This window comes from Microbacterium sp. BLY (genome assembly GCF_017939615.1).
Classification (GTDB): domain Bacteria; phylum Actinomycetota; class Actinomycetes; order Actinomycetales; family Microbacteriaceae; genus Microbacterium.
Genome location: NZ_JAGKSR010000001.1, coordinates 2,109,506 through 2,135,599 on the forward strand (window position 1 = coordinate 2,109,506; position 26,094 = coordinate 2,135,599).

20 protein-coding genes and 1 tRNA gene are annotated in these 26,094 nt (G+C 69.8%); 9 read left to right on the top strand and 12 right to left on the bottom strand.

From position 1 onward, the window contains the following. Positions 1–9 precede the first annotated feature (9 nt). Complete coding sequence (locus KAF39_RS10360; protein ID WP_210677179.1) at positions 10–2,595, top strand: LuxR C-terminal-related transcriptional regulator; 2,586 nt, start codon at positions 10–12, stop codon at positions 2,593–2,595. Between the two features lie 23 nt (positions 2,596–2,618). Here the strand turns inward: KAF39_RS10360 and KAF39_RS10365 are convergent, their stop codons facing one another. The 5 genes from KAF39_RS10365 to KAF39_RS10385 all read right to left on the bottom strand — a co-directional run bounded on the left by KAF39_RS10365 (position 2,619) and on the right by KAF39_RS10385 (position 9,465). Next, positions 2,619–4,961 carry an arylsulfatase gene (locus tag KAF39_RS10365; RefSeq protein WP_210677180.1) on the bottom strand — a complete coding sequence of 781 codons (2,343 nt, stop codon included), beginning with the start codon at positions 4,959–4,961 and terminating at the stop codon, positions 2,619–2,621. Positions 4,962–5,090: 129 nt separating this feature from the next. Continuing rightward, entirely contained in the window at positions 5,091–5,807 is a 717-nt protein-coding gene (locus KAF39_RS10370; protein ID WP_210677181.1) for a GAP family protein, read from the bottom strand. A 42-nt stretch (positions 5,808–5,849) separates the two neighbouring features. After that, positions 5,850–6,521, bottom strand: a complete 672-nt coding sequence (locus KAF39_RS10375) for a GAP family protein (RefSeq protein WP_210677182.1) — start codon at positions 6,519–6,521, stop codon at positions 5,850–5,852. Next, positions 6,522–8,201: a SulP family inorganic anion transporter gene (locus KAF39_RS10380; protein ID WP_210677183.1), complete on the bottom strand. Its 1,680-nt coding sequence runs from the start codon at positions 8,199–8,201 to the stop codon at positions 6,522–6,524. A 130-nt stretch (positions 8,202–8,331) separates the two neighbouring features. Then, a complete protein-coding gene (locus tag KAF39_RS10385) occupies positions 8,332–9,465 on the bottom strand; it encodes an AI-2E family transporter (protein WP_307805182.1) in 1,134 nt (377 codons plus the stop codon). An 89-nt stretch (positions 9,466–9,554) separates the two neighbouring features. On the opposite strand from KAF39_RS10385, the gene KAF39_RS10390 reads away from it, so the two are divergent. The 5 genes from KAF39_RS10390 to KAF39_RS10410 all read left to right on the top strand — a co-directional run bounded on the left by KAF39_RS10390 (position 9,555) and on the right by KAF39_RS10410 (position 15,733). Continuing rightward, positions 9,555–10,601: an AAA family ATPase gene (locus KAF39_RS10390; RefSeq protein ID WP_210677185.1), complete on the top strand. Its 1,047-nt coding sequence runs from the start codon at positions 9,555–9,557 to the stop codon at positions 10,599–10,601. Positions 10,602–10,640: 39 nt separating this feature from the next. Continuing rightward, on the top strand, positions 10,641–10,961 hold the full coding sequence (locus tag KAF39_RS10395; RefSeq protein ID WP_210677186.1) for an SHOCT domain-containing protein: 321 nt from the start codon (positions 10,641–10,643) through the stop codon (positions 10,959–10,961). A gap of 4 nt (positions 10,962–10,965) precedes the next feature. Next, on the top strand, positions 10,966–12,339 hold the full coding sequence (locus KAF39_RS10400) for a hypothetical protein (protein ID WP_210677187.1): 1,374 nt from the start codon (positions 10,966–10,968) through the stop codon (positions 12,337–12,339). 78 nt (positions 12,340–12,417) lie between these two features. After that, entirely contained in the window at positions 12,418–14,751 is a 2,334-nt protein-coding gene (locus KAF39_RS10405; protein WP_210677188.1) for an arylsulfatase, read from the top strand. 97 nt (positions 14,752–14,848) lie between these two features. Continuing rightward, complete coding sequence (locus KAF39_RS10410) at positions 14,849–15,733, top strand: formylglycine-generating enzyme family protein (protein ID WP_210677189.1); 885 nt, start codon at positions 14,849–14,851, stop codon at positions 15,731–15,733. A gap of 18 nt (positions 15,734–15,751) precedes the next feature. On the opposite strand, the gene KAF39_RS10415 is transcribed toward KAF39_RS10410, so the two are convergent. Further along, entirely contained in the window at positions 15,752–16,684 is a 933-nt protein-coding gene (locus KAF39_RS10415) for an HAD family phosphatase (protein ID WP_210677190.1), read from the bottom strand. Positions 16,685–16,839: 155 nt separating this feature from the next. On the opposite strand from KAF39_RS10415, the gene KAF39_RS10420 reads away from it, so the two are divergent. The 3 genes from KAF39_RS10420 to KAF39_RS10430 all read left to right on the top strand — a co-directional run bounded on the left by KAF39_RS10420 (position 16,840) and on the right by KAF39_RS10430 (position 21,635). Continuing rightward, positions 16,840–17,049, top strand: coding sequence for a heavy-metal-associated domain-containing protein (locus KAF39_RS10420; protein WP_210677191.1), 210 nt, complete (start codon positions 16,840–16,842; stop codon positions 17,047–17,049). Further along, entirely contained in the window at positions 17,049–19,304 is a 2,256-nt protein-coding gene (locus KAF39_RS10425) for a cation-translocating P-type ATPase (RefSeq protein WP_210677192.1), read from the top strand. The genes KAF39_RS10420 and KAF39_RS10425 overlap by 1 nt, the downstream gene beginning before the upstream one ends. A gap of 177 nt (positions 19,305–19,481) precedes the next feature. After that, positions 19,482–21,635: a heavy metal translocating P-type ATPase gene (locus tag KAF39_RS10430; RefSeq protein WP_210677193.1), complete on the top strand. Its 2,154-nt coding sequence runs from the start codon at positions 19,482–19,484 to the stop codon at positions 21,633–21,635. Between the two features lie 30 nt (positions 21,636–21,665). Here the strand turns inward: KAF39_RS10430 and KAF39_RS10435 are convergent, their stop codons facing one another. From KAF39_RS10435 to KAF39_RS10460, 6 genes are all read right to left on the bottom strand, one after another. Beyond that, positions 21,666–22,232 carry a hypothetical protein gene (locus tag KAF39_RS10435; protein WP_210677194.1) on the bottom strand — a complete coding sequence of 189 codons (567 nt, stop codon included), beginning with the start codon at positions 22,230–22,232 and terminating at the stop codon, positions 21,666–21,668. 2 nt (positions 22,233–22,234) lie between these two features. Further along, the gene (locus tag KAF39_RS10440; protein ID WP_210677195.1) at positions 22,235–23,383 is read right to left on the bottom strand and encodes a zinc-dependent alcohol dehydrogenase; all 1,149 of its coding nucleotides are present in this window, start codon (positions 23,381–23,383) and stop codon (positions 22,235–22,237) included. 100 nt (positions 23,384–23,483) lie between these two features. Further along, positions 23,484–24,770, bottom strand: coding sequence for a Na+/H+ antiporter NhaA (nhaA, locus tag KAF39_RS10445; protein ID WP_210677196.1), 1,287 nt, complete (start codon positions 24,768–24,770; stop codon positions 23,484–23,486). A gap of 61 nt (positions 24,771–24,831) precedes the next feature. Then, positions 24,832–25,005, bottom strand: coding sequence for a hypothetical protein (locus KAF39_RS10450; protein ID WP_210677197.1), 174 nt, complete (start codon positions 25,003–25,005; stop codon positions 24,832–24,834). Between the two features lie 97 nt (positions 25,006–25,102). Next, positions 25,103–25,175: transfer RNA gene (locus tag KAF39_RS10455), tRNA-Arg, on the bottom strand. 16 nt (positions 25,176–25,191) lie between these two features. Beyond that, on the bottom strand, positions 25,192–26,001 hold the full coding sequence (locus KAF39_RS10460) for an SGNH/GDSL hydrolase family protein (RefSeq protein WP_210677198.1): 810 nt from the start codon (positions 25,999–26,001) through the stop codon (positions 25,192–25,194). Positions 26,002–26,094 lie beyond the last annotated feature (93 nt).

Consider the following 26,094-nt stretch of genomic DNA (forward strand, 5'->3'; position numbering starts at 1 on the left):
GGGTTTCGAATGCTTGAAGGTGCGTACGATGCGGGCGGGGGCGACGGCTCTGAACCCGCCTCCGTCAACGGTGACATCCGGCGGGAGCGGCTGCTCTCGAAATTGGCGGCCGCGATGGACGGTGCGTGGACGCTCACCCTCGTCAGTGCCCCCGCAGGTTCCGGTAAGACGAGGCTGCTCGCCCACTGGGCGGCGGACCTCCGGTCGGCACCGGGCATCGACGTGGTGTGGGTCTCCCTGGAGCGCGGCGAGGCCGGCCTTCCCGTCCTTCGCGAGGCTCTGCGGAAGACTGCCGATCCGGCGCTGCGCAGAGCCATCGACTCCGCGACGCCCGAGAACTCGGTCGTCGGTGCCAGAGCGCTCGCGCGGGCGGTCCGGGAGGCGAGAAAGCGGATCGTCATCATCATCGATGACGTGCACCGTGCCGAGGACGGCGAGAGCGCGCGGATGATCTCGGCGTTCGTGGACACCGTGCCGGGGAACGCTCATGTCGTCCTCGCCGGTCGAGGCGTCCGGGCGATCCCCCTCGCACGCCGTCGCCTCGCCGGCGTCGCGTTGGAGATCGACGGCCACGCTCTCGCATTCACTCCCGCCGAGGTGCGGGAGTTCTTCCGGGTGCGCGGCATCCGGCTGTCCCAGGGGGAGATCAGCACGGTGCTCACGCGGACGGAAGGTTGGGCGGCCGGGCTGCAGCTCATGATGCTGGACGCCGCCGGCGAGCAGATCGTCCTCGCTCGCCCGCTTCGCGGAGACGCGCCGGAGGTCGCGGACTACTTCGTGGAGGAGATCTTCGGCGAGCTCGACCCTTCTCTTCGGACGTTCCTCGAGTCGACGGCCGTGGTCGACGCCTTCACGCCGGATCTGGCCACGGCGCTCTCCGGCGGAAGCTCCGCCGCGGCGGTGATCGACCGGCTGCGGCGTCTGCATGTGCTCGTGGGGCCGGACACGGCCGAGCCGCCGCAGTATCACTACCCGCCTCTGCTCCGGGAATTCCTCGCCGGGCGGTTGCGGGAGGGGGATCCCCGACGGGCGGAAGCGCTCCATCGCTGTGCGGCTGACTGGTTCGCCGCCCAGGGGCGGCCTCTCCTCGCGTTGCGGCACGCCACTCTCGGTGGGGAAGGATCCTGCTCCGCCGGAGTGTTGCGGCGATGCGGCATGCAGCTCGTACTCGACGGTCGATCGAAGGACGTGCTCCGCGTCCTCTCCGAGCTCCCTGCCGCGTTCCACGTCTTGCCGACGGTTCGCATGCTCGTCGCCGCGGCGGAGCTGGCAGGCGGGGATCCCTCGGGGGCTGTCGTCGTTCCGCTGCCGGGGATCGGCGAGTCGGTGGCCGACCGGCGTTGGCGACTCGGGATCGAACTTCATACCACGCTGCGCCGCGGTGGCATCGCGGAGACGCTCGCCGGGGCGGTCGCCGACCTGCGCAACCTGAGCGGGGAGGACCAGCTCGACGCCTATGCGCTTCTCCAGGCCGCGACCGCGGAACTGTTCGTGGGTCGACTCGATCGAGCGGAGACGACCGCTCGCCTTGCCGGCGACCTTTCCCGCGCGATCGGGGCGCGCTCGGCAGAACTGCAGGCGGAGGCGGTGATCGCCACCTGCGGGCTGTTCCACGGGCGGCTCCGCGAGGCCGTCGATGCCGCCACGGCTCTGGAACGGCGCTGGCGGGAACTCGGCGAGCCGGCCAACCCGTTCTTCGAGGTCACCCGGGTCTGGCGCTTCTGGGTGCCGTACGAGAGCATGCGACCCGTCGAGGAAGGGGAGACGCTGCGAAGGGCGGCCGAAGTCATCACGGACGGAGGGGAGACCGCGATCGCCCGGGGCCTGCAGGGCATGCGCGCGCTCCTCGGGCTCGATCGGCTCGGCGACCCCCGTGAAGCGGCGATCATGCTCCTCGATTCGCTGACACCACGGGACGATCTGCCACTCCCACCGCACTGGTACGCGATGATGGGCGCGTTCGCCGTGCGTGCCTTCGATCGCCTCGATGAGCCGACGCTTCGCGATCGGTTCCTCGCCGATGTCGAGGAGGCCTTGGGGGACACCGGAGAGGTGCTGGTGCTCCGCGCGATCGCCGCCGTGCACGACCACCGTGACGGCATCGCGCGCGGAGCACTGGCCCCGGTGCTCGACGGCAGAGTGCCCTGTCTGCTGCCGGCATCGATGGTGGACGCCTGGCTCGTCGAAGCCGAACTCGACGTCCGGGACGGGGAACCCGATCGGGCGCAGTTCGCGCTGGCGACTGCCCTCGCCCTGGCGGAACCCGAGGATCACGTCCGCCGAGTCGCCGAGGCCGGACCGGTGGTGTCGCGGCTGCTCTCGGCCCGAGCCACGGCGGGCGCGCGCACCCACTTCGCCGGGCGGGTGCGGGACCGGCTCGCTGCCGCCGGTGTGCTCGTCGAGGAGGATCTCACCGATCGTGAGCGCGTCGTCCTGAGCGCGCTGAGCCGCAACGCGACGCTCCGCCAGATCGCCCAGCAGGAGTACATCTCCCCGAACACCGTGAAGACGCACGTCCGGAACATCTATCGGAAGCTCGGAGTCTCGGATCGCGACGCGATGACGGCGGCCGCCCGAGCCCTCGGACTCCTCTGAGGCTCGGGCGGCCGCCGGTGCCGTCAGTCGCGAGCCAGGGCGGCGGCCAGGTGCGCCTCCAGGTCGAGGTACGCATCGTCGGCGATGTCGAACACGACCTGGGCGATGCTCCCGCCGCGGAAGTCGAACCCATACCCGTACAGGGATGACACCGGGTCCGCGCTGTCGCGTCCGATCGTCAGCCCTTCGCCGCAGAGCGAGAAGTGGCCGAGGACGGTGCGGATGCGTTTTTCGGCGACCTGATCCTCATCGATGTAGAGCCGCGCCGGTCCGACGCCCTCCCGGTACTCGCCCATGCCTTCCTTGACGAACTCGACGCCGATGATGTGCTTCCCGGAGGTCGGCGCCGGTGCCGAGATGCGATCTTCCGGGGGGATGCCGAGGAAGTTGTAGACGTAATGCACCTGGCCGTCCTTGACCACGAGGGCGTGCCCGCCGAACCGGGAACCGTGGGCGAAGATGACCCCCTCGGTGTCGGGCGTGAACTCGACCTCGGCCGCGATCTTGAAGGAGACACCGTGGGTGTTTGCCGCGGACCGCTCGGGGACCTCGCTGGTGCCCGGATAGTAGACGAACCGGCCTGAGGGCGGCGCGGGCTGATGGAACTCCATGCCCATGAACGTCTCGAAGTCCTTCGGGTTCCCGAGTACCTGCAGGTCGTTGAGCGGCAGGACTCCGTTGGTCTTCGCCTCCGCCATCCAGAGCGCCTTCAACTCTTCGACCTTCTCCGGATGCTCGGCGGCGAGGTTGACGGCTTCGGCGCGGTCGGCGTCGGTGTGGTAGAGCTCCCACTCGTCTTCGTCGAAGTGCCCTCTGCCGCTGACCGGGCCGTGCACGGTGACCGCCTTCCAGCCGTCGTGCCAGATCCCGCGCTGCCCGAACATCTCGTAGTACTGCGTCTCCTTCTGCGTGGGGGCGTCCGGAGCAGCGTCGAACGAGTAGGCCATCGAGACTCCCGACAGCGGCGTCTGCTCGACACCGTTGTAGACCTCGGGGAACTCGATGCCGCACGCCTCGAGGATGGTCGGCACGATGTCCGTGGAGTGGTGGTACTGGTGGCGGACCTCGCCGCGCGCCCTGATCCCCGCCGGCCAGTGGATCACGAGAGGGTCGCAGACGCCGCCCTGGTAGGTGTACCGCTTGAACATTTTGTAGGGCGTCGAGAACGCCGCCGCCCAGCCCGTCGGATAGTGGTTGTACGTGTCGGGCGAGCCGAGCTTGTCGACGAGGCGGAGGTTCTCGGCCTCGTCGTCCGGATATCCGCCGAAGATCTTGCCTTCATTGACCGAGCCGTTCGGGCTGCCCTCGCCCGACGCACCGTTGTCGGCGCAGTAGATGATGAGCGTGTTGTCGAGCTGACCCGACTCCTCCAGATAGTCGACGATGCGCCCGACCTGGGCGTCGGTGTACTCGCTGAACCCGGCATACACCTCCGCCATGCGCGAGAACATGGCCTTCTCGTCGTCGTTCAGCGAGTCCCACGGACGCACCGCGTCCGTCGACGTGTACGTGCCCTCCGGCATCGGGTTGAGCGCGGTGAGCTCCGTGCCCTCGGGGACGATCTCCCTCTCGATCATCCGGGCGAGGACCCATTCGCGGTACGCCTCATAGCCGTCGTCGAACACGCCCTTGTACCGATCGATGTACTCCTGTGGCGCGTGGTGCGGCGCGTGGTTCGCTCCCGGGCAGAACCAGAGGTACCAGGGCTTGTCCGGCTCGGTCTGCTTGACGTCTCGGATCATCGAGAGGGCCTGGTCCGCGAGATCCTTCGAGAGGTGGTACCCGTCCTCGGGAAGGGACGGCTGGTCGATGTAGTGGTTGTCCTCGGCGAGGGAGGGATACCAGTTGTTCGTCTCACCCCCGATGAAGCCGTAGAAGCGGTCGTAACCCTGCGCCAGCGGCCAGTGTTTCTTGGAGGCGCCGGCCGTCCACTCGTCGATCGGGACGTTGTGGTTCTTGCCCACCCAGAACGTCGACCATCCGGCGTCGCGGAGGACATGGGCCATGGTCGCGTTCGAGTCGGGGATGTGGGAGTTGTACCCCGGGAAGCCCGTTGATGACTCGGAGATCGTGGCGAAACCGTTCAGGTGGTGGTTGCGTCCGGTGAGGAAGGTCGACCGGGTCGGGGAGCACAACGCCGTCGTGTGCCATTGCGAGTAGGTGAGGCCGTTCTCCGCGAGTCGATCCATGGTCGGCATCCGGATGCGTCCGCCATAGGGCGACCATGCCGCCATCCCGGTGTCGTCGTACAGGACGACGAGGACGTTGGGTGCGCCCTCCCGCGGCTTCGCGGGGAGGAAGGCCTCCCAGTCCGCCTCCGAGTCGCGCACGTCGAGTTCGATCCTGCCGTGGAAGTCGCGGGTCATGTCCATCTCCTTCGTTTCTGCCGAAGCACCTTGCCCGCACAGTACTGCCGTGCCTCAGTGGCGTCTCGGACGACCCCTACGGCTCATCCGGGTGATTTTGGGCGGGTGCCGGATGGCGAGGACGCGACGTCAGACGAGGGCGGTGGCGCCCTTCTCCAGCTGCAGCACCCCGATGACGAGGAGCATCGCCGCGTTCAGAACGTGGGTGTTCCCGACCATCCAGCGACGAAGCCGGTCCAAGGCCGGCTGCGCGTTCACGCCCCGTGCGACCACATAGAGCACCGGCGCGGCGATCGGGAGAGCCCCGAGAATGACGAAGGCGGCTGAGACTGCGACCGTGGCGGTGACGCCGATGTCGGCCAGCGAGATGTCGAGCGCGGCGATGACAGCCCACGACGCGTCGACCGGGTTGAGGGCGAAGAGGGTGAGCCCGAGGAAATAGGTCCGGACCGGTCGAAACGCCTCGACCGAGTGCAACCAGCCGGGAAGCTGCGGTGCGGCGGCGACGACCTCGCGTGGTGAGGAGGCGTCCGCCATCGCGGAGAGGCGCGCCCGACCTCGGCGGTACACCCAGATCGCAGCGACGGTGAGGAAGAAACCGAGGATCAGACGGACGAGGGGGACCCAGAGCGGCGGTTCGAACTGAGTGTGGACGGAGGCCGCCCGGAACAGCCAGAGGAAGAGGAACAGAAGCCCGCCGAGCCCGGTGAGCCATCCGAGCAGATAGGCGATGCCGTTCCGGCGTGCGCGTCGGGAGACCAGCACGGCCACGAGCGCCATGATGGCGAGCGGACTCAGCACGACCCCGAGGACCACGGGGATGAGCGAGACGATGAGGTCTCCCATCCGTCCCTCCTTCGATCCGACTGTGCGGCGGTACTCGAGCAGTCAGAAGCTGCCGAGGCCCTTGCCGACCAGGGAGACCCCGATGACGAGCAGCAGGACGGCCATGATGACCGTGTTCTCGGCGGCGAGCCATCGGCGCAGCGAGTCCAGCGGTGCGCGGAGTCGGGACGCGGCGAACAGGTAGCCGACGACGGGCAGAGCGACCGTCGATGCTCCGATCAGCGTGAAGACGCCGATGGCGAGGACGGTGGTGCTTCCGCTCAGTTCGGCACCGCCGATGTCGATGCCGGCGGCGGCGGTCAGCAGGAGGTTCTTCGGATTCACGGCGGAGAGGAGGAGGCCGAGGCCGAGGGCCGTGCCGAAGGACATCGTGTCGATCGCCTTCATCCATGCCGGCAGCACGGGCGGCTCTCCGCCCTTCGGGCGCTTCCGCCACTGGCCGATCGCCAGCGCGATCAGGAGTGCGCCGAGGATGAGTTGGATGACCCCGCGGACGGGGCGCGACGCGTCCGGATCCTCCGCGGGGAGCACCCCCGACAGCAGCGTGAAGACCGTCACCGCCACGACGATGCCCCCGACCCAGCCGAGGAGGAAGCCGACACTCGTGGCGCGGGCCTTGGGCGACAGCAGCATGAGGATCGCGGCGATGATCGGCACAGGGCTGATCGCGACGCCCACGGCGAGGGGGAGGGTCTCTCCGATGACAGCACCCATTCAGGTGGCCTTCCTGCTCGGCGCCGGCGGTGCGGCGGCGGTCGGTGCGAGGTCGTTGAGGGCCGCGCGATTGGTCGCGTACACGGGCTCGTGATCGAGGAGGCCCAAGGACCGGAGGCGTCGTAGCGTGGGGGGACGGACACGGCTGAACGCCAGGGAGATCGTCTGGGAGCCGAGCCATTCCCGCAGCGCCCGGAAGCTCTCCGCGCCGGTGACATCGATGTCGGTGACCGCTTCCATGTCGATGACCACGTGGTGCACGGGACACGGACGCGCGGCCGAGACCGCGGACTTCACCGCAGCGGAGAACACGGCGCCGTTCGCGAAGAACAGGGGAGCGGCCAAGCGGACGACGATCACTCCCGGCGCGGTCGTCGTGCCGGCGGGGGCATCCTCCAGGAGAGACTCGCCGGGGTCCCCGGACGACTCGAGCACGTCGATCGCGGGGTGGGAGGCGCGCTGCGCGAGGTTGATCAGCGCGAGCACGAAGGCCACGACGATGCCGGCGATGGAGCCGACGAACAGCGTGACGAGGAAGCAGACCGCGCCGATGACGAACTCGAAACGGTCCAGGCGCCACAGGCTGATGAACTCCCGGATGCCGAGGAGCGGGACGATGGCCACGCCGACGATCGCGCCGATCGCCGGCGATGGGATGTCGGCGAGGAGCGCGGTGCCGAACAGCAGGAGGAGCAGGGTCCCGACCGCGAGCACGAGCGAGGGCAGTTGCGTGCGAGAACCGGCCTGGTCCATCGCCGCTGTGCGGGAGGTGGAGGAGCCGACGGCGAAACTGCCCTGAGCGCCGGCCGCCGCGTTCGCGAGGCCGAGGGCGAGGAGGTCACGATTCGCGCGGAACGGATATCGGTGCTTCTCCGCGTATGACCGGGACACGAGGAGGCCCTCCGCTGTCGTCACCAGCGTGAGGGCGATCGCGGAGGGGACGAGAGCGATCCACAGGGACCAGTCGATGATCGGCCAGGTGAGCGCAGGAGGCCCGGCCGGCACCGCGCCGAGCACGGCGACGCCGCGATCGTCGAGCCCGGTCAGGACGACGACGACGGTCGTCGCGATCAGGACGATCAGCGCCCAGGGGACGGATCGAAGGTACCGCTGCCCGAGGGGGAGCACGGCGACGGAGACGAGGGCGAGGAGAGCGGACCAGCCGTTGAAGGTCGAGAGACCGGTGACCAACCCGATCACCTTGTCGATGAACTCCCCGCCGGAGTCGATCTTCACTCCGAGCATCTTCGCGATCTGGCTCACCATGATGTCGAGAGCCAGTCCGCCCACGAATCCGACGAGGATCGGTTGGGACAGGAAGTTCGCCAGGAATCCCAGGCGGAAGACGGCGAGCAGGACGAACATGCCGCCGCAGAGGATCGCCTGGGCGAGGGCGAGTGTCGCGTAGTCGGCGCTCCCGGCGACGGCCAGACCGCCGAGCGACGACGCCACGAGCGCCGCAGCCGCCGCATCCGGCGAGGCGACGAGCTGGCGCGACGAGACGACCAGGGCGTAGACGATCGTCGGGACGATCAGGGCGTACAGGCCGGCGGTCGCGGGAAGGCCGGCGATCTGCGCGTACCCGATGTTGAGAGGGATCGCGATCGCCAGGAGGGTGACACCCGCGGTGAGTTCGGTGGCGATGGTGCGCCGGGTGAGGCCCGCGAGCGGACGCGACATGCCGTCTCCCTTCGTGAACCCGGATCGTGCTCCCGGTTCACGATGGCATCGCCGCGCGCTCGCGAACAGAGCCGGAGAGAACCTCGCCCTGGTGATATCGGCCGGCAGAAACGCCGTGGCGATGCCCGGGTCAGCGTCGGAGGGGACGCCGTCGGGAGTGCGCCGTCGGGTGGTCGGCGACCGGAGGGGCGGGACGAGCCGTCCGATCACCGCTCACCCAGCGCACCCAGGCGGATCCCGGATCGCCCTCGAGGACCACGGCGCGGACGAGCAGGGTCAGGGGGATGGAGAGGATCGCCCCCAGCGGGCCGATCACGAACGTCCAGAAGATGACCGAGAAGAAGCTCAGGGTCAGGCTCAGATCGACCGCGTCGCTGACGAACTTGGGCTGGACGAGCACCTGGAGCACGACGTTGACCACGCAGTACACCGCGATCACCCCCAGCAGCAGCGGCCAGCCTCCGATCACGAAGGCGAGGATCGCCGGCGGGACGAGGCCGAGGATGAAGCCGATGTTCGGGATGAAGTTCGTCACGAACGCGAGAATCGCCCACACCAGCGGCGCCGGCACGCCCATCCACCACAGCGCGAGCCCATCGATGATCGCGACGACCGCCCCGAAGACGGCGTTCACGACGTAATACCGTCGGACCCCCGTCTGCAGACGTGTGACGCGCTCGATGACCGACCCGTGGGTCGCGCCGAAGAGCGTGCGCGCCTGCCCGTATCGAGCGGCGTCCGCCGCGAGGAAGATGATGTACGCGCAGACGAAGAACAGGGCGGTGGCCACCGCCAGAACCGTGCTGCCCAGGCTGCCGACGATTCCGAGAAGAGTCTCCGGATCGAGGATCGAGCCGGCCGCGTCCGCGGCTTCCTGATCCAGTCCCAGCGACTGGAGCCAGGCGACCACCTGATCGGCGGTCCGCAGCAACTCGTCCTGGGAGGCGAGGTCTCCGACGAGCCGGGCGAACTGCGCGCCGGCCAGCCAGAGGAGTCCTGCCATCGCCAGGAGGATCACGTAGGCGAGCACGATCACCGCCGTCGTCCCGATCCACGGGTGCCAGCCCGGACGCTGGAACGGTCGGCGAAGCGGCTCGCAGATCACGACGGTCACGATCGCCAGCACGAGCGGGCCGACCACGTCGCGGGCGAGGTAGACACCGCCGAGCGTGATCGTCGCGGCGGCGAGCATCAACAGCACGCGCAGGGAAGGCGGCAGGAGAGGAGCGCCGGGGACGGAGGGAGACGATGTCTGCGCGGTCACGCGCTCAGCGTAGTCAGTCGACTCATTCATCCGGGTGATTGGTGCTCGGGCCCTCCCGAGGACGGGAACCGCCTGGCTACCGTTGTCGCATGTCGAGATCTGAGCGGTCGCCGGCGCTCAGCGTCGGACCGCGCTTCCGAGCGCCGCGGCCGTCCTTCCGCCCCGTCCGGCGGGAGCGCGTCACGGCGGCGATCACGGCGGCCGTCGAGACCGATGGAGTGACGGTCGTCAGCGCACCGAGCGGGTTCGGGAAGACCACCGCGGTCGCGGCATGGGCGGCGAAGCGCGACGACGTCGTCTGGCTGACACTCAGGGACGCGGATGCCGATGCCGTCCGCCTCGCCGAGGATGTGCTGCAGGCCCTGGGCCTCGCCGATGACGAGCACGCGGACGCGTCGCCTAATCCGCTGGCACCCGCAGCGGCATATTCGAGGATCTGCGCGACGTTGCGGTCCGCAGGTGCTCCCGTGCACCTGGTCGTCGACGATGCGCATCGTGCGGGACCGGCCTGGCGCGACGGCGTGCTGGGCATGCTCGCGGAGTGGCCTCCGGACGGCCTGCGCCTCCTCCTCGTCGGTGCGCCCCCTCTCCACGCCTCGCTGCCGAGGCTGCGGCTGACCAACCCCGGGGCCTTCGTCGGCGCTGATGTGCTCGCCTTCGACCGGACGGAGGCGACGCGTCTCAGCGCCCGGGCGGGCCTCGATGGTGACGCGCTCCTCGCCGAGACGGGCCGGTGGCCCATCGCCATCGGCGCCGTGGTGAGGGCCACGGGAACGGTCGACAGCACGGCGGCGCTGCGAGGCTACATCAGCGAGCACGTCCTGGCCTCGCTGCCCCGGCACCTGTCCGAGTTCGTGCTGGACGCCACCGTCTGCACCGAGATCACCCCGCAGACAGCGGCGGTCGTCGCCGAACGCGACGATGCCCCGGAACTGCTGGAGAGCTGCGTGCGGCTCGGGATCTTCCTGGACCGCTTCGAGGGCGCCGAGGGTCCCCTCTACCGCTGGCACCCGGTCTTCGCGCGGCAGTGCTCCGAACTCGTCCGCGCCGATGCGCCGAGGTTCACGGCGCTCAGGACCTCGCGGCGAGCGGCGGCTCCGTCCTCCGCAGCGAACGCGTCCCTGCGCCGGTCGTGAACGCGATGGTCGACATCCTCGAACAGGAAGGTGCATGACATGCCCATGGGAAGATTCGGACGACCGGGCCTGATCGGGCTCGCCGTCCGCACGGCGGTCGTCGCCGGTACCGCTTCGGCCGTGCAGGGAGCGTCGATGCGCCATCAGCAGCGGCGTGCGCAGAACGAGTACGAGCAGCAGCAGTACGAGGCAGCCCAACAGCAGGCGCAGATGGCCATGGCCGCCCCGCAGACTCCGGTCACGGCGAGCGCACCGGAGGACGACATGGTCGCCCAGCTGCAGCAACTGGCGGCGCTGCGGTCCAGCGGCGTGCTCACGGAGGAGGAGTTCGCCGCCGCCAAGCAGAAGCTGCTGGGCTGACGCGATGGCGCACGCGGAGATCCCCGGAAGCGAACTGGAGGAGCTGCGCGCCCGTGTGCTTCTCCTCGAGCGGGAGAACGCGGCACTGCAGCAGCCGCGCCGGCGGTCGCGGACTCGCAGCATCGCCGCAGGAGCGGTGCTCGTCCTGGCCGTCCTGATGGCGCCGATCGCCGCGGTGGGTACATGGGCCCGGCTGGAACTCGTCGACACCGAGCGGTTCGTCGCCACCTTCGCCCCGTTGGCGCAGGATCCGGACGTCCAGGACCTCGTCGCGGACGAGGTGACGGCCGCCATCGACGAGAAGGTGGACGTCGACGCCGTGGTGGGGGATCTGTTCGACGGCATCCGCACCCTCGACCTCCCTCCGAGGGCGGAATCCGCTCTGACGCTGTTGCAGGGACCGGCCGCGAGCGGCCTGTCGTCGCTGATCGACCGGGTCGTGCGACAGGTCGTCGCCTCCCCGCAGTTCGCCGACATCTGGGAGCAGTCGCTCCGTGTCGCGCATGAGCGGGCGACCGCGATCCTGGAGGGGGAGCCGGGCACGGCGTTGCAACTCGGAGAGGACGGCGTCCTCTCCCTCGACGTCGGTATCGTGATCGACAGGGTCCAGGCCGTGCTCGTCGAGAACGGGGTGGGCATCGCCGATCTGATCCCCGACGTCGACCGCACCATCCCGATCGTCCAGTCCGACTCCCTGGCCTCCGTGCGGGTGCTGTATCAGGTCGCCGCCGTCGCCGGGTTCTGGCTGCCCTGGGTCGTGCTCGGTCTGGTCGCGGCCGGCGTGCTGCTCGCCCGTGATCGGCCGCGAGCGATGCGGCGGACGGCGGCGGGGCTGACAGTCGTGTTCCTCGTCGTCGCCGGGGCGATCAGCGTCGGGCGCTTCTTCTTCGTCGGTGCGGTCAGCCCTTCCGTCATGTCGGCCGCCGCCGCCCAATCCGTGTTCGACCAGGTGACGGCCGTCCTGAGCTCGACGATGATCGCTCTCGCGTTCGCCGCGGTGCTCATCGGAATCTGGGCGTGGCTCGCCGGAAGCGGCCGCAGCGCATCCGCTGTGCGCCGAGCAGCCGATGACGCGTTCGGCTGGGTGCGGACGGCGGGGGAGCGGCACGGTCTTTCGACCGGCCGCTTCGGTCGGAGCGTCCACCGCTATCGGGGGGCGATCCTCATCGTCGGCATGACCGTCGCGTTGCTCGCGCTCGTCGCGACCAGGCCGGTGACCGCGGGAGCGGTACTCGCCGCCGCGGTGGGGCTGGCGGTGCTGGCGCTCCTGGTCGGGCTCCTCGAGCGTCCCGAGGAGGACGAGGAGGAAATCGCGCACGGCTCGACGTCGGAGACGGCGACGACGTCGGAGCGCGCGGCGGTCACCCCGCCCGGGTGACGCGGTGCGGAGTTCCCGCGCGGGATCTCGCAGACTCAGCGAGCGGGGCGGAGCTCCGCTGTGAACGAAGGAGACAAGATGTCGGAACTGAACGCGAACTTCCGCGGAGAGATCTCGCTCGATGTCCGTGACTCGCGCCCCGATTGGTCGGAGTACGAGTTGCCGAAGGCGCCGGACGGCGCCCCGAACATCCTGGTGGTGCTCTACGACGACACGGGGTTGGCATCGTGGTCACCGTACGGGGGGCGCATCAACATGCCGACGTTGGATCGACTCGCGCGTGACGGTCTGACCTACACCCAGTGGCACACCACAGCGCTGTGCTCGCCCACTCGGTCGACCATGCTCACCGGCCGGAACCACCACGTGAATCGCGCGGGCGTGATCATGGAAGGGACGAACGGCTTCCCCGGATTCGCCGGATGTCTGCCGGCGGAGTGCGCCACGATCGGTCAGGTCCTCCAGCAGAACGGCTACTCCACGTTCTGGCTCGGCAAGAACCACAACGTCCCGGAAGAGGACGTCGCGCCGGGTGGCGATCGCTCCATGTGGCCGCTTCAGCTGGGATTCGACCGGTTCTACGGCTTCCTCGGAGGCGAGACCAACAACTGGTACCCCGATCTCGTCGAGGACAACCACTTCATCGAGCCGCCGGCGACCCCCGAGGAGGGGTACCACCTCTCCCAGGACCTCGCCGATCAGGCGCTCGGCATGATCCGCGACCAGCAGGCCTCCAACCCCTCCAAGCCCTGGTACATGTGGTTCTGCCCGGGGGCGAACCACGCTCCGCACCACGCTCCGCAGGAGTACATCGACAAGTACAAGGGCATGTTCGACGACGGGTACGACGCGTATCGGGAGTGGGTGCTCGCGCGCATGATCGAGAGGGGCGTCCTCCCGGCCGACACGCAGATGACGCCGCTCAACCCCCTTCCGGAGGATGTCGCGAACCCCGCCGACTACGTGCGCCCGTGGGCCGAGCTGAACGAGGACGAGAGGCGACTGTTCTCGCGGATGGCCGAGGTGTTCGCCGGATTCTCGGAGTACACCGACGCGCAGATCGGACGGGTCATCGACTACCTCGAGGAGTCCGGACAGCTCGAGAACACGATCGTGTTCTACTGCGCGGACAACGGCGCCTCCGGCGAGGGCACTCCCGACGGCTCCGTCAACGAGAACAAGTTCTTCAACGGCTACCCGGATGACCTCTCCGAGAATCTGGCGATGATCGACCGCCTCGGTTCGGTCGACACCTACAACCACTATCCGACGGGATGGGCCGCGGCCTTCTCCACGCCGTTCCAGATGTTCAAGCGCTACTCCCAGTTCGCCGGGGGCACCTGCGACCCCCTGGTGGTCCACTGGCCGAAGGGGATCGCCGCGAAGGGCGAACTGCGCCACCAGTACCACCACTCGGTCGACATCGTCGCGACGGTGCTCGACGTGATCGGGGTCGAGATGCCCGAGACGTTCCGCGGGGTGCCGCAGCGCCCGCTCGACGGTGTGTCCATGAAGTACAGCTTCGATGCGCCCGCGGACGGACCGACCGAGAAGAGGATCCAGTACTACTCGATGCTCGGGACGCGGGGCATCTGGAAGGACGGCTGGAAGGCTGCCGCCGTCCACGCACCGCTCAGCGGCAAGGGCCACTTCGAGGATGACGTCTGGGAGCTGTACCACGTCGCGGAGGATCGGTCGGAGTCGAACAACCTGGCGGAGAGCCACCCCGAGAAGCTGCAGGAGCTGATCGCGGACTGGTTCGCCGAGGCGGAGAAGAACTTCGTCCTGCCGCTGGACGACCGCTCCGCGCGCGAGATCCTCACAGTGGAACGGCCGCAGGCCGAGCCTGTCCGCGATCGGTACGTCTACTATCCGGGCACCGTCGCGGTGCCGGAGAGCGTCGCGGCGAACGTGCGCGGGCGGTCGTACAAGATCATCGCGGACGTCGTGCTGGAGGAGGGGACGGAGGGCGTCATCTTCGCTCACGGCTCGCGCTTCGGCGGTCACTCGCTGTTCATCAAGGACAATCGCCTCACGTACGTCTACAACTTCCTGGGCGTGCAGCCGGAGCAGACCTTCGTCTCGGACGAGCTCACGCCGGGACCGCACACCCTCGGCGTGGAGTTCGCCCGGGAGGGGGCCGGCGAGCACGGCGAGTCTCTCGGAACAGCGACCCTGTATGTCGACGACCAGCCGGTGAGCAGCGGTCCGATGCGTGCGCAGGTCGGGAAGTTCTCGCTCGGAGGGGACGGGCTGTGCGTGGGATGGGACAGCGCTGATCCGGTGAGTCGTCAGTACAGCAACCCGTTCCCGTTCCGAGGTGGCAAGCTTCTCGGTGTGGCCGTCGATGTCAGCGCGGAGCGGTACATCGATCTCGAACTCGAGGCTGCGGCGATGCTTGCTCGCGAGTGAGGAATGCGCAGCGGCGCCGGGATGAGGCTTCTCGTCCCGGCGCCGCTGCGCGGACGAGGTAGTGGGCGACGGAAACGCGGCAGGAAGGTGGACGACGATGATCGAGATCCCCGGGGGCACCCTTCTCATGGGTTCGGACGAGTTCTATCCCGAGGAGGGTCCCGTCCACGAACGCACCGTCGACGGATTCTCCCTGGATGAGCATCCCGTGACGAACCGGGAGTTCGCCGCCTTCGTCGCGGACACGGGATACGTCACCGTCGCCGAGCGGCCGATGGACCCCGCCGACTACCCGGGTGTGCACCCCGACGACCTCGTCCCGGGGGCGATGGTGTTCACACCCACCCGCGGACCCGTCGATCTGCGTGATTGGCGGCAGTGGTGGCGCTGGGAGCCGGGGGCATTCTGGCGCCGCCCCTTCGGGCCGGCGTCGTCGATCGACGACCGCCTCGACCATCCGGTGGTCCAGATCGCCTACCCGGATGCCGCCGCCTACGCGGCGTGGGCAGGCAAGCGGCTGCCGACCGAGGCGGAATGGGAATGGGCGGCGCGCGGTGGGCTGATCGGCGCGCGGTTCGCCTGGGGAGACGAGACGAGGCCGGGCGGTGCCGTCATGGCGGACACCTGGCAGGGAGCCTTCCCCTACCGGAACGACGGCGCCGGCGGATGGGTCGGCACCGCACCGGTGGGGTCCTTCCCCGCGAACGGTTACGGTCTGCGGGACATGATCGGCAACGTCTGGGAATGGACGGCGGACTACTGGACGCACCGGCACGTGCTGCCGGGTGCCGTGGGCGTGGAGGCGGGACACCGCGCGAGCCTGCTGTCGTCCGAGCCTGGATCGCCCATTCCGCGCCGGGTGCTCAAGGGCGGGTCGCACCTCTGCGCGCCCGAATACTGCCTGCGGTATCGCCCGGCCGCACGCTCCGCGCAGGCGGAGGACACGGCGATGACGCACATCGGCTTCCGCTGCGCCCTCTGATCGCCCGCGGCTCCCGGCTCAGGCGGGGTCGGCGAACACACTGGCCCAGTCGTCCCGGACGCTCACCACGGTGTACCCGCGGTCGCCGGCCGTGTCCAGAGCCCGCTCGGCCCCGGTGTCGTAGGGCGTGTCGTCGCGGGCCGCGTCGTCGTGATGGACCAGCAGCGCCAGCCCGCGACGAGAGCCGCCACGAGCGAAGTCGAGCATCGGGATGTCGCCGTCGGAGTTGCCGGCCGCCAGTAGCGGGCGCTGACCGATCCGGCTCCAGATCCGCACCGGCTTCTCCGGTCCGTCGTCGAAGAACGCCAGGGCAGACGAGTAGCGGACACTGGCATCCTTCTCGTCGTAGGTGAGCCCCAGCGCCGAGCCGATCACCCGCTCCGGAGGAATTCCGTAGTTCGCCTGGGTCATCGGCCGCATGAAGTCGCGCTCGCCGCCCGACACGATGTAGCAGGTGAAGCCATGGCTCTCGAGGTACCGCAGCAGCTCGACCATCGGCTGATACACGGACTGCGCGTAGGGGCGGCCGAGGAGCGGGTGCCGCGCGGAGCGATAGAACTCCGTGACCGAACGGGCGTAGTCCTCCACACTGACACCGTCGGTCAACCCCACGAGCGCCTGGATGATGACGCCGAGGTCGGAGTCGTCGCCGGCGTAGTGTCTGTCGATCGCGGTTCCGAGCCAGGCGAGGTCGCCGGTGACCGCGGCGCGGTACGGCTGCCGGGCGGCGAGCGACGGGTCGCGGGTGGCCGCCTCGCGCCAGCGCTCCACCACGTAATGCAGTTGGGTGGGCATGGGCTTCTCCGACCACAGGGTCCCGTCGTTGTCGAAGACGGCGATGCGTTCGTCCACGGGGACGGCGTCCGGCCCCTCGGTCGCGGCGACGACGAAAGCCTCGACGGTGCGGCGTGTGGCGGTGTCCCGCCAGGAAGACAGCGGTGAAGACTGCATGACTGTGATCTTCGCAGGTGCGACCGACGATCTTCAGCCCTCTTCACCCGCCGCAGAGGAGCCCGCCGGCGACGGGAGATGCGGGAATACCCGCGGAGGGTATAGGGTTGAGCCGAAGGTATACCCCAGGGGGGTATCCCGAGAAAGGAATCACGATGAGCACCACCGAGTACCAGGTCACCGGAATGAGCTGCAGCCACTGCGAGATGGCGATCCGCGACGAGGTGTCGCGCATTCCCGGTGTCGAGGGTATCGACGTCAGTGCGCAGAGCGGGAAGCTCGTGGTGCAGAGCTCCGCACCCGTCGATGAGGGCGCCGTGCTGGCCGCCGTCGATGAGGCGGGATACCAGGCGGTCAGGGCCTGATGGACACCCCATCCGCGACCAGCGTGGAGCTGGAGATCGGCGGCATGACCTGCGCGTCGTGCGCGATGCGGATCGAGAAGAAGCTCAATCGTCTCGACGGCGTCACCGCCACCGTGAACTACGCGACAGAGAAGGCGAGCGTCACGGCGCCGGCGGGCGTCGACACCGCCTTGCTCATTGCCGAGGTCGAGAAGACCGGATACACCGCGGTCGTCCCCGCGCCTCCCGGGCCCGAGGGGAAGGAACCCGACGGGGAAGAGCCGGATCCCGAGCTCACGGCGCTCCGGCAGCGACTGATCGCCTCCGTCGTGCTCACCGTCCCGGTCATCGCGATGGCCATGATCCCGGCGCTCCAGTTCACGTACTGGCAGTGGCTGTCGCTCGCGCTCGCGGGTCCCGTGATCGTGTGGGCGGCCTGGCCGTTCCACAAGGCGGCGTGGATCAACCTCCGGCACGGTGCGGCCACGATGGACACGCTCATCTCGATGGGCACGATCGCCGCCCTGCTGTGGTCGCTGTACGCGCTCTTCTTCGGCACTGCTGGGATGCCCGGCATGACGCACCCCTTCGAACTCACCGTCGCGCCCAGTGACGGTGCCGGGAACATCTACCTCGAGGTCGGGGCGGGGGTGACCACGTTCATCCTCGCCGGGCGCTACTTCGAGAAGCGCTCTAAGCGTCAGGCCGGTGCGGCGCTCCGCGCGCTGCTGGAGCTCGGCGCGAAGGAGGTCGCCGTGCTCCGGCAGGGCGTCGAGACCCGGATCCCGACGAGCGAGCTGCGGGTCGGGGACGAGTTCGTCGTGCGTCCAGGGGAGAAGATCGCCACGGACGGCGTCGTTGCCGGTGGCTCCTCCGCGGTCGACGCCTCGATGCTGACCGGCGAGTCGGTACCTGTGGAAGTGAGGGAGGGCGACGTCGTCACCGGGGCCACGGTGAATGCCGGCGGACGCCTCGTCGTCCGCGCGACCCGCGTCGGCGCCGACACTCAGCTCGCGCAGATGGCGCGCCTCGTGGAGGAGGCGCAGACGGGGAAGGCGGAGGTCCAGCGACTCGCGGATCGTGTCTCCGGGATCTTCGTGCCGATCGTGATCGTGATCGCCCTCGGCACGCTGGTGGCATGGCTGGCCGCCGGGTTCCCGGCTGCCGCCGCCTTCACGGCCGCAGTCGCGGTGCTCATCATCGCCTGCCCCTGCGCGCTGGGCCTGGCCACGCCGACCGCTCTGCTCGTCGGCACCGGTCGCGGCGCCCAGATGGGCATCCTCATCAAGGGGCCCGAGGTGCTGGAGTCGACCCGGAAGGTCGACACGGTCGTGCTCGACAAGACGGGGACCGTCACCTCCGGTCGCATGACGCTGACCGCGGTGCACACTGACGCCAGCGTCCAGCGGGAGGAGCTGCTGCGGCTCGCCGGTGCCCTCGAGGACGCCTCCGAGCACCCCATCGCGCAGGCCGTGGCGGCCGCGGCCACCCGGGAGCTCGGCGCCCTGCCGCGCGTCGAGGAGTTCGTGAACATCGAGGGCAAGGGCGTCCAGGGGATCGTGGACGGCCACGCCGTCGTCGTGGGACGCGCCACGCTGCTCGCCGACTGGTCGCAGCACCTGTCCGCGGCGCTGAGTGCGGCCAAGGCAGAGGCGGAGGCCCAGGGCAAGACCGCGATCGCGGTGGGCTGGGACGGCCGTGCCCGCGGGGTGCTGGTGGTCGCCGACTCGGTCAAGGCCACGAGCGCGGAGGCGGTGGCGCAGCTCCGGGCGCTGGGGCTGACGCCCGTCCTGCTCACGGGAGACAGCCGCGCGGTGGCAGAGCAGATCGCGCGCGAGGTCGGGATCACCGAGGTGATCGCCGAGGTCCTGCCCCAGGAGAAGGTGGACGTGGTGCGCCGTCTCCAGGACGAGGGCAAGGTCGTCGCGATGGTCGGGGACGGCGTGAACGACGCTGCGGCTCTCGCGCAGGCCGACCTCGGGATGGCGATGGGGACCGGGACCGACGCGGCGATCGAGGCGAGCGACATCACCCTCGTCCGCGGCGACCTCCGCAGTGCGGCCGACGCGATCCGGCTGTCCCGCCGCACGCTCGGCACGATCAAGGGCAACCTGTTCTGGGCCTTCGCCTACAACGTCGCAGCGATCCCGCTCGCGGCGCTCGGTCTGCTCAACCCCATGCTCGCCGGTGCGGCGATGGCGTTCTCCAGCGTCTTCGTCGTCGGCAACAGCCTCCGCCTGCGGTCCTTCCGCAGCACGGCGGTGGACACCCCGTGAACGAACGACAGAGGAGCACCGACATGTCCGATTCCCCCGCAGGATCCTGCTGCGCGGGCTGCGGGCCGGCGTTCGACGCCGATCCCGCGAAGTACACCAGGGTGGCCTGAGCGCCCACCCGTGCGGGGACGCGGCCGGACCGGCCCCGCACGGCAGCATCGACGTTGGAGGGAAGACATGAGCACCTCGCATCACGACCATTCCGACCACGGACACCCCGCCGGGGCGGGGACCGGGACGCACGCGGACCACAGCGGGCACTCCGGGCACGCTGATCAGGCGGGGCACGGCGATCACGCGGGACACGGCGATCACGTGGGACACGGCGGTCACGGCGGCCATGGCGGTCATGGCGACCACGTCGCCCAATTCCGGCGGCTGTTCTGGATCATGCTCGTGCTCGCGGTACCGACCGTGCTGCTCTCGGGCATGTTCGCGATGATCGTCGGCTACCCGCTTCCCGACATCCCCGGGCTCTCCTGGGTGTCGCCGGTCCTCGGCACGGTCATGTACGTGTGGGGCGGCAAGCCGTTCCTCACCGGCGCCGTCAGCGAGATCCGTGCGCGGCAGCCCGGCATGATGCTGCTCATCGGGCTCGCGATCACGGTGGCGTTCGTCGCCTCCTGGGGAGCGAGCCTCGGCCTGCTGCATCACGAGCTCGACTTCTGGTGGGAGCTCGCGCTCCTCATCGTCATCATGCTGCTCGGACACTGGATCGAGATGCGCTCGCTGGCGCAGACCACCTCCGCCCTCGACTCGCTGGCCGCGCTGCTGCCGGACGAGGCCGAGCGCGTCGAGGGCGATCAGGTCGTGCGGGTCTCGCCGTCGGACCTCCGCGTGGGCGATGTCGTGCTGGTGCGTCCCGGCGGCAGCATCCCCGCGGACGGGCGGATCGTCGACGGCCGCGCCTCGATGGACGAATCGATGGTGACGGGGGAGTCCCGCACCGTCACCCGGGCGGCTGGCGATCCGGTGACCGCGGGCACCGTCGCCACGGACTCCGGGCTGCGCGTCGAGATCACCGCGACCGGAGACGACACGACGCTCGCCGGGATCCAGCGGCTGGTCACGGAGGCACAGAACTCCTCGTCCCGTGCGCAGCGCCTGGCCGATACGGCCGCCGGCTGGCTGTTCTGGTTCGCGCTGGGCGCCGCCGTGATCACCGCGGTGGTGTGGAGCGCCGTCGGCCTGCCGGACGATGCCGTCATCCGGACGATCACCGTGCTCGTGATCGCCTGCCCGCACGCGCTGGGCCTGGCGATCCCGCTCGTCGTGTCCATCGCGACGGAGCGCGCGGCCCGCGGTGGCGTGCTCGTCAAGGACCGGCTGGCCCTGGAGAGCATGCGCACCGTCGACACGGTGCTGTTCGACAAGACCGGCACGCTGACGAAGGGCGAGCCCGTCGTCTCCGAGGTGTCGGTGGCCGGTGCCGCGACGGCGGACGAGGTGCTCGCGCTCGCCGCGGCCGCCGAGGCCGACAGCGAGCATCCGCTCGCGAAGGCCATCGTCCGGGCCGCTCGCGGCAGGGAGCTCCGGGTGTCGGCCAGTCGCGATTTCTCATCCTCGCCGGCGGTGGGCGTCACCGCGACGGTGGATGGAGCTGTGATCCGGGTCGGCGGCCCGCACCTGCTCACGGAGGAGGGGGCGCAGGAGCTCCCCGTCGCGGAGGGCTGGCGTGCGGACGGCGCGATCATCCTGCATGTGCTGCGGGATGGACACGTCATCGGGGCGCTCAAGCTCGCGGACGAGGTGCGCCCGGAGTCGCGGGACGCGGTCGACGCGCTGCACGCGCTCGGTGTCCAGGTCGTGATGATCACCGGCGACGCGGAAGCCGTCGCCCACACCGTCGCGGAGGACCTCGGCATCGACCGCGTGTTCGCCGGCGTCCGGCCGGAGGACAAGGCCGCGAAGGTGCAGGAGCTGCAGCGCGAGGGGCGCAGGGTCGCGATGGTGGGGGACGGCGTGAACGACGCCCCCGCGCTCGCTCAGGCCGACGTCGGTCTCGCCATCGGGGCCGGCACCGAGGTGGCGATCGCCTCCGCCGGCGTCATCCTCGCTGGCGACGACCCGCGTGCGGTGCTGTCGGTGATCGAGCTGTCCCGCGCCTCGTACCGGAAGATGACGCAGAACCTCTGGTGGGCGGCCGGCTACAACCTGCTCTCCGTCCCGCTCGCGGCGGGTGTCCTCGCCCCGATCGGCTTCGTGCTGCCGATGTCGGTGGGCGCGGTGCTGATGTCGCTGTCGACGATCGTGGTGGCGCTCAACGCGCAACTGCTGCGGCGGCTCGATCTCCGTCCGGAGGTCGTCACCGCGGGCATCCTGCAGCGCTGAACGCCACCACGCCGCCGTCTCGGTCCCGGCTCAGCGCCGACGGCCGAGGCGGCGGAGAGCGCGGACGCTCAGGACCGCCGTCAGCACCCAGGGCCCCACGACGATGATCGGGTCGAGCCACGTGTGCCGGAGATCGACGCGGCCCCGTCCGAACCGCGACGAGAGCGGACGATGCTGCGGTTCCGCGAGGACGCCGGTCTGTGTGATGGGGTCGTCCGGTCGCCGGGTGAGCAGGGAGCGGGCGTGCGCCGTGACGGCGTCCACACGGTCTCCCAGCACGAGCAGCAACCAGCGCGTGTTCTTCGTCTCACTGAACCGGTCGTAGGCGACGCGCCGGATGGCACCGGACAGGCCGTGCAGCGGCTGCGCGGTGCCCCAGACGGGAGGCAGCATCGCGTGCTCGATCGAGCGCTCGCGACCGCGGTCGGGGCCCTGACGCTCGGGGAGGTCCCAGTGCGCGCCGGTGTCACCCACATCCTCCAGCTGCTGCCAGGTGCGCCGATGCTCGGGGGCGAGATCGGCACCCCAGCCCGGAATGCGGGCGCGCAGTTCCTCGGGGGTCGGTGCGGGGATGGGGCGAGATCCTTCGTACGGCATGGTCATTCCTCTCCGACGACGATGAGCGGCTTGATGCAGTCGTCGAGCTTGGAAGAGAACACGTGGTAGGCCTCCGCGATGTGCTCCAGCGGGAACCGATGCGTCAGCAGCTCGGACGGACGGATGTGGCCCGCCTGGATGTGTTCGAGCAATCGCGGCCACTGCCTCTTCACGGGAGCCTGGTTGCCGCGTACCGTGAGCCCTTTGTTCATGATGTCGCCGAGGCGCACCGAGGTCACCAGCGGGCCGTAGGCGCCGAGGATCGACACGGTGCCGCCCTTGCGTGCGCTGTCGATGGCCCAGTTGACCGCGACGGGGGAGCCGCCCTGCAGCTTGAGCTTCGCGGCGGTCACGTGCTGGATGACGCTGCCGTCGGCCTCCGCGCCGACCGCGTCGATCACCACGTCCGCGCCGAGGTAGCCGGTCGCCTTCTTCAGCGCGAGCACGATGTCGCCGGCTTCGTGGAGGTGCATCGTCTCGGCGAAGGCGAAGTCCCGTGCCTTCTCGAGCCGGTAGTCGAGGTGGTCGACGACGATGACCCGTCCGGCGCCGAGGAACCAGGCCGAGCGGGCGGCGGCGAGGCCGACGGGCCCGGCGCCGAAGACCACCACCGTGTCGCCTTCGGCGATGTCGGCCTGCTGGGCGCCGAAGTATCCGGTGGAGAACGCGTCGGTGAGCAGCAGCGCGTCCTCGGAGGCCAGCCACTCCGGGATCACCGACGGGCCGACATCCGCGAACGGCACACGGACACGCTCCGCCTGCCCGCCGTCGTACCCGCCTGTCGTGTGCGAGTAGCCGTAGATCCCCCCGACCGCGGTCGCGTTGGGGTTCACGTTGTGACAGTTCGAGAAGAGGCCGCGCCGGCAGAAGTAGCAGGAGCCGCAGTAGATGTTGAACGGCACCATTACCCGGTCTCCCGGCCGCAGGCTCTCCACGGAGGGACCGACTTCTTCCACCACCCCGACGATCTCGTGACCGAAGGTGTGCCCGATGCGGGTGTCGGGCATCATGCCGTGGAAGAGGTGGAGATCCGACCCGCAGACAGCAGCTCTCGTGACCCGTACGATCGCGTCGTTCGGATGCTGGATCGTCGGATCGGGTTTCTCCTCGACGCGGATCTTGTACGGTCCGCGGTAGGTCATCGCCTTCATCGGGTGCTCCTTGTCTGCGTGGGGAGACCGACGCTAACCAGCGTCCCCAGCGGTCCCTGAGGGCGTTGACGGATGGAGCGGGAAAGCGTAGAGGGTGCGATCACCCCGCGGCCACGGTTCTTTCCTCCGCGCGGGCCTTCCGGCTGCGGGCCGCGAGGACGAGTCCGCCGAGGACCGCGGCGAGGAGCGAGCCGACGAGCACCCCGATCTTCACGTGATCGTCCGCGACGCTGCTGCTGCCGTACGCGAGCTCGCCCACCAGCAGCGAGACGGTGAACCCGATGCCCGCGAGCAGGGACATGCCCGCGAGATCCGGCCAGCGCAGCGTCTCGTCGAGGCGCAGGGCCGGCACTCGGCTCAACAGGAAGGTCGTGAGCAGGATGCCGACGGGCTTCCCGAGCACGAGGCCCACGATGATCCCGATGGTGATCGGATCGGTCAGCGCCGAGACGAGGCCGTCCATGCCGCCGATCTCGACGCCGGCCGCGAAGAAGGCGAACACCGGGACGGCGACGAGGGTCGCGACGATGCCCCAGCGGTCCGCGAAGTGCGCGGCGAGGCCGTCGTAGACCGCGGCGCCGTCCGCGTCCGTCCCGGTCCGCACCCGCGCGCGCTCGGTCGGGCGCACCGGGACCATGAAGCCGAGCAGCACGCCGGCGACCGTCGCGTGCACCCCCGACGCATGCACGAGGCCCCAGACGGCGAGCGCGAGGGGCAGCAGGATCCACCAGGACCGGATGCCGTTCTGCACGGCGAGTGCGAAGCCCGCGAGGGGGAGGAGCGCGAGGATCAGCCACGGGAAGCTGATGGTCTCGGTGTAGAAGGTGGCGATGATCGTGATGGCGATGAGGTCGTCGATGATCGCGAGGGTCAACAGGAAGACCCGCAGGGCCGGCGGCAGGAAGCGGCCGACGACGGCGAGCACGGCGATCGCGAACGCGATGTCGGTGGCCGTGGGGATCGCCCATCCGCGCAGCACGTCGGCGCCCGAGGTCGCGTTGATCGCGACGAAGAACAGGGCGGGCACGATGACGCCGCCGACCGCGGCGGCGATCGGAAGCGCCGCACGGCGCGGGTCGCGCAGGCGCCCGGCGACGAACTCCTCCTTCAGCTCCAGTCCGACGACGAAGAAGAACACCGCGAGCAGGCCGTCGGCGGCCCAGGCGCCCACGCTGAGCTCGAGGTGCCACTCCGTGACCCCGAAACGGAAGTCCCTGAGCGCCTCGTACCAGGGGGCGGCGGGGGAGTTGGCGAGGATCAGCGCGGCGAGCGTGGCGGTCAGCAGCAGACCGCCGCCGAGCACGTCGCTGCGAGCGGTGGAACGGATGCCGCGCCAGAGCTCATGCGGCGCGAGACGGAAACGGGCAGGGGACGACGAAGAAGACACAGGGAGACCTCACGGCAGATGGGTGGGTGACGCGATGGCGCCGCACCCGTCCGGGTGCGGCTTATCCCTGTGGCGGCGGGCAGCCCGCGATCTCGCCGTGCGAGAGGGTGCCCCAGACGCTCGTCCACCCGTTGGTGCCGGGGTGCAGGACCACGCGCATCCACTCCGTCATCGGCGTCGCGGACGACAGACGGCGCGGAGCGCGCGTCGAACCGGCGACGTGGAGGGAGGGCACGGATCCAGGCTACCGGTCCGGGCGTCGGGCCCGCTGAGCGACCTCCGGGTGAACGAGAAGAGGGACCGTCCGTGCGGACGATCCCTCTTGCTGTACGTGCCCCCGACAGGAGTCGAACCTGCGACCTACGGTACCGGAAACCGGCGCTCTATCCACTGAGCTACGGAGGCGTACCGATCGACAATATCACTCGTCGGGGGTGGTCTCCGACCCACCGGCCTCCGTGACCGGCGCGGCGCGCAGTTCCTCGAGCGCTGCCGCCAGCTTTTCCGCGAGATAGCGGTGACCGTCGGTGGACGGATGCTTGCGCCCGACCTCCACGTCGATCACGGAGAGATAGTTGTCGTCGGTGATCCAGTCTCGCTCGATCGGGGAGATGTACCACCAGCCGCGGGCCGAGGCGAGAGCCGCGAGGTCCCGGTCGATGCGGGCGGTCTGGTCGCCGAGCGGAAGCTCGTGCGGCGCGGGGCCGAGCACGACGATCGCGGCCTTCGGGTAGAGCGCCGTTAGTGCGTCCCACGCGGCGGTGACGGCGTCACGGTAGCCGGCCTCGCCCTGCGCACGGTCGTTGATGGAGCCCTGGATGATGACGAGGTCCGGATCGAGGGCCGGGTCCAGTGCCGCGATGCGCTCGCCGAAGGTGGGGCCGTCGATACCGGGCTTGAGGTAGCCGCTGCCCCGGACGCCGTCCACGATGGTCGTGCCGTGGAGGAGGTCGGCCAGGACGTACGCATAGCCGAGCGTGGGCTCGGATGCGGCTGAGCCGTAAGTCCAGGAATCGCCGAAGACGAGGACGGTCGGCTCGTCGGGGAGTGCGAGGGGTGCGGGGGCGATCACCGCGACGGAGTCGTCACCGGCGGCGGCGCCGACCGGGAGGGACGACGGCGCCGGAACCCAGGGCCGCCAGACTCCCAGAACGCCCGCGGCGACGGCGACGAGGAGGGCGGCGGCGACGCCCGCGATGCGCAGTCGACGAGAGGCGGCGGGGGCGTTCATGGTGTGAGAGTAGATCACGGACGACGGATCGCAAACTCCGCGGCACGCGGGGCGACGGGGTGGGCCCGCGCGCCCCCGTAAACTGGGGGATCT

Excerpts from the sequence above, each read along its gene's own strand:
- KAF39_RS10360 (WP_210677179.1), top strand. The coding sequence starts at position 10 with ATGCTTGAAGGTGCGTACGATGCGGGCGGGGGCGACGGCTCTGAACCC.
- KAF39_RS10365 (WP_210677180.1), bottom strand. The coding sequence starts at position 4,961 with ATGACCCGCGACTTCCACGGCAGGATCGAACTCGACGTGCGCGACTCG.
- KAF39_RS10370 (WP_210677181.1), bottom strand. The coding sequence starts at position 5,807 with ATGGGAGACCTCATCGTCTCGCTCATCCCCGTGGTCCTCGGGGTCGTG.
- KAF39_RS10375 (WP_210677182.1), bottom strand. The coding sequence starts at position 6,521 with ATGGGTGCTGTCATCGGAGAGACCCTCCCCCTCGCCGTGGGCGTCGCG.
- KAF39_RS10380 (WP_210677183.1), bottom strand. The coding sequence starts at position 8,201 with ATGTCGCGTCCGCTCGCGGGCCTCACCCGGCGCACCATCGCCACCGAA.
- KAF39_RS10390 (WP_210677185.1), top strand. The coding sequence starts at position 9,555 with ATGTCGAGATCTGAGCGGTCGCCGGCGCTCAGCGTCGGACCGCGCTTC.
- KAF39_RS10395 (WP_210677186.1), top strand. The coding sequence starts at position 10,641 with ATGCCCATGGGAAGATTCGGACGACCGGGCCTGATCGGGCTCGCCGTC.
- KAF39_RS10400 (WP_210677187.1), top strand. The coding sequence starts at position 10,966 with ATGGCGCACGCGGAGATCCCCGGAAGCGAACTGGAGGAGCTGCGCGCC.
- KAF39_RS10405 (WP_210677188.1), top strand. The coding sequence starts at position 12,418 with ATGTCGGAACTGAACGCGAACTTCCGCGGAGAGATCTCGCTCGATGTC.
- KAF39_RS10410 (WP_210677189.1), top strand. The coding sequence starts at position 14,849 with ATGATCGAGATCCCCGGGGGCACCCTTCTCATGGGTTCGGACGAGTTC.
- KAF39_RS10415 (WP_210677190.1), bottom strand. The coding sequence starts at position 16,684 with ATGCAGTCTTCACCGCTGTCTTCCTGGCGGGACACCGCCACACGCCGC.
- KAF39_RS10420 (WP_210677191.1), top strand. The coding sequence starts at position 16,840 with ATGAGCACCACCGAGTACCAGGTCACCGGAATGAGCTGCAGCCACTGC.
- KAF39_RS10425 (WP_210677192.1), top strand. The coding sequence starts at position 17,049 with ATGGACACCCCATCCGCGACCAGCGTGGAGCTGGAGATCGGCGGCATG.
- KAF39_RS10430 (WP_210677193.1), top strand. The coding sequence starts at position 19,482 with ATGAGCACCTCGCATCACGACCATTCCGACCACGGACACCCCGCCGGG.
- KAF39_RS10435 (WP_210677194.1), bottom strand. The coding sequence starts at position 22,232 with ATGCCGTACGAAGGATCTCGCCCCATCCCCGCACCGACCCCCGAGGAA.
- KAF39_RS10440 (WP_210677195.1), bottom strand. The coding sequence starts at position 23,383 with ATGAAGGCGATGACCTACCGCGGACCGTACAAGATCCGCGTCGAGGAG.
- KAF39_RS10460 (WP_210677198.1), bottom strand. The coding sequence starts at position 26,001 with ATGAACGCCCCCGCCGCCTCTCGTCGACTGCGCATCGCGGGCGTCGCC.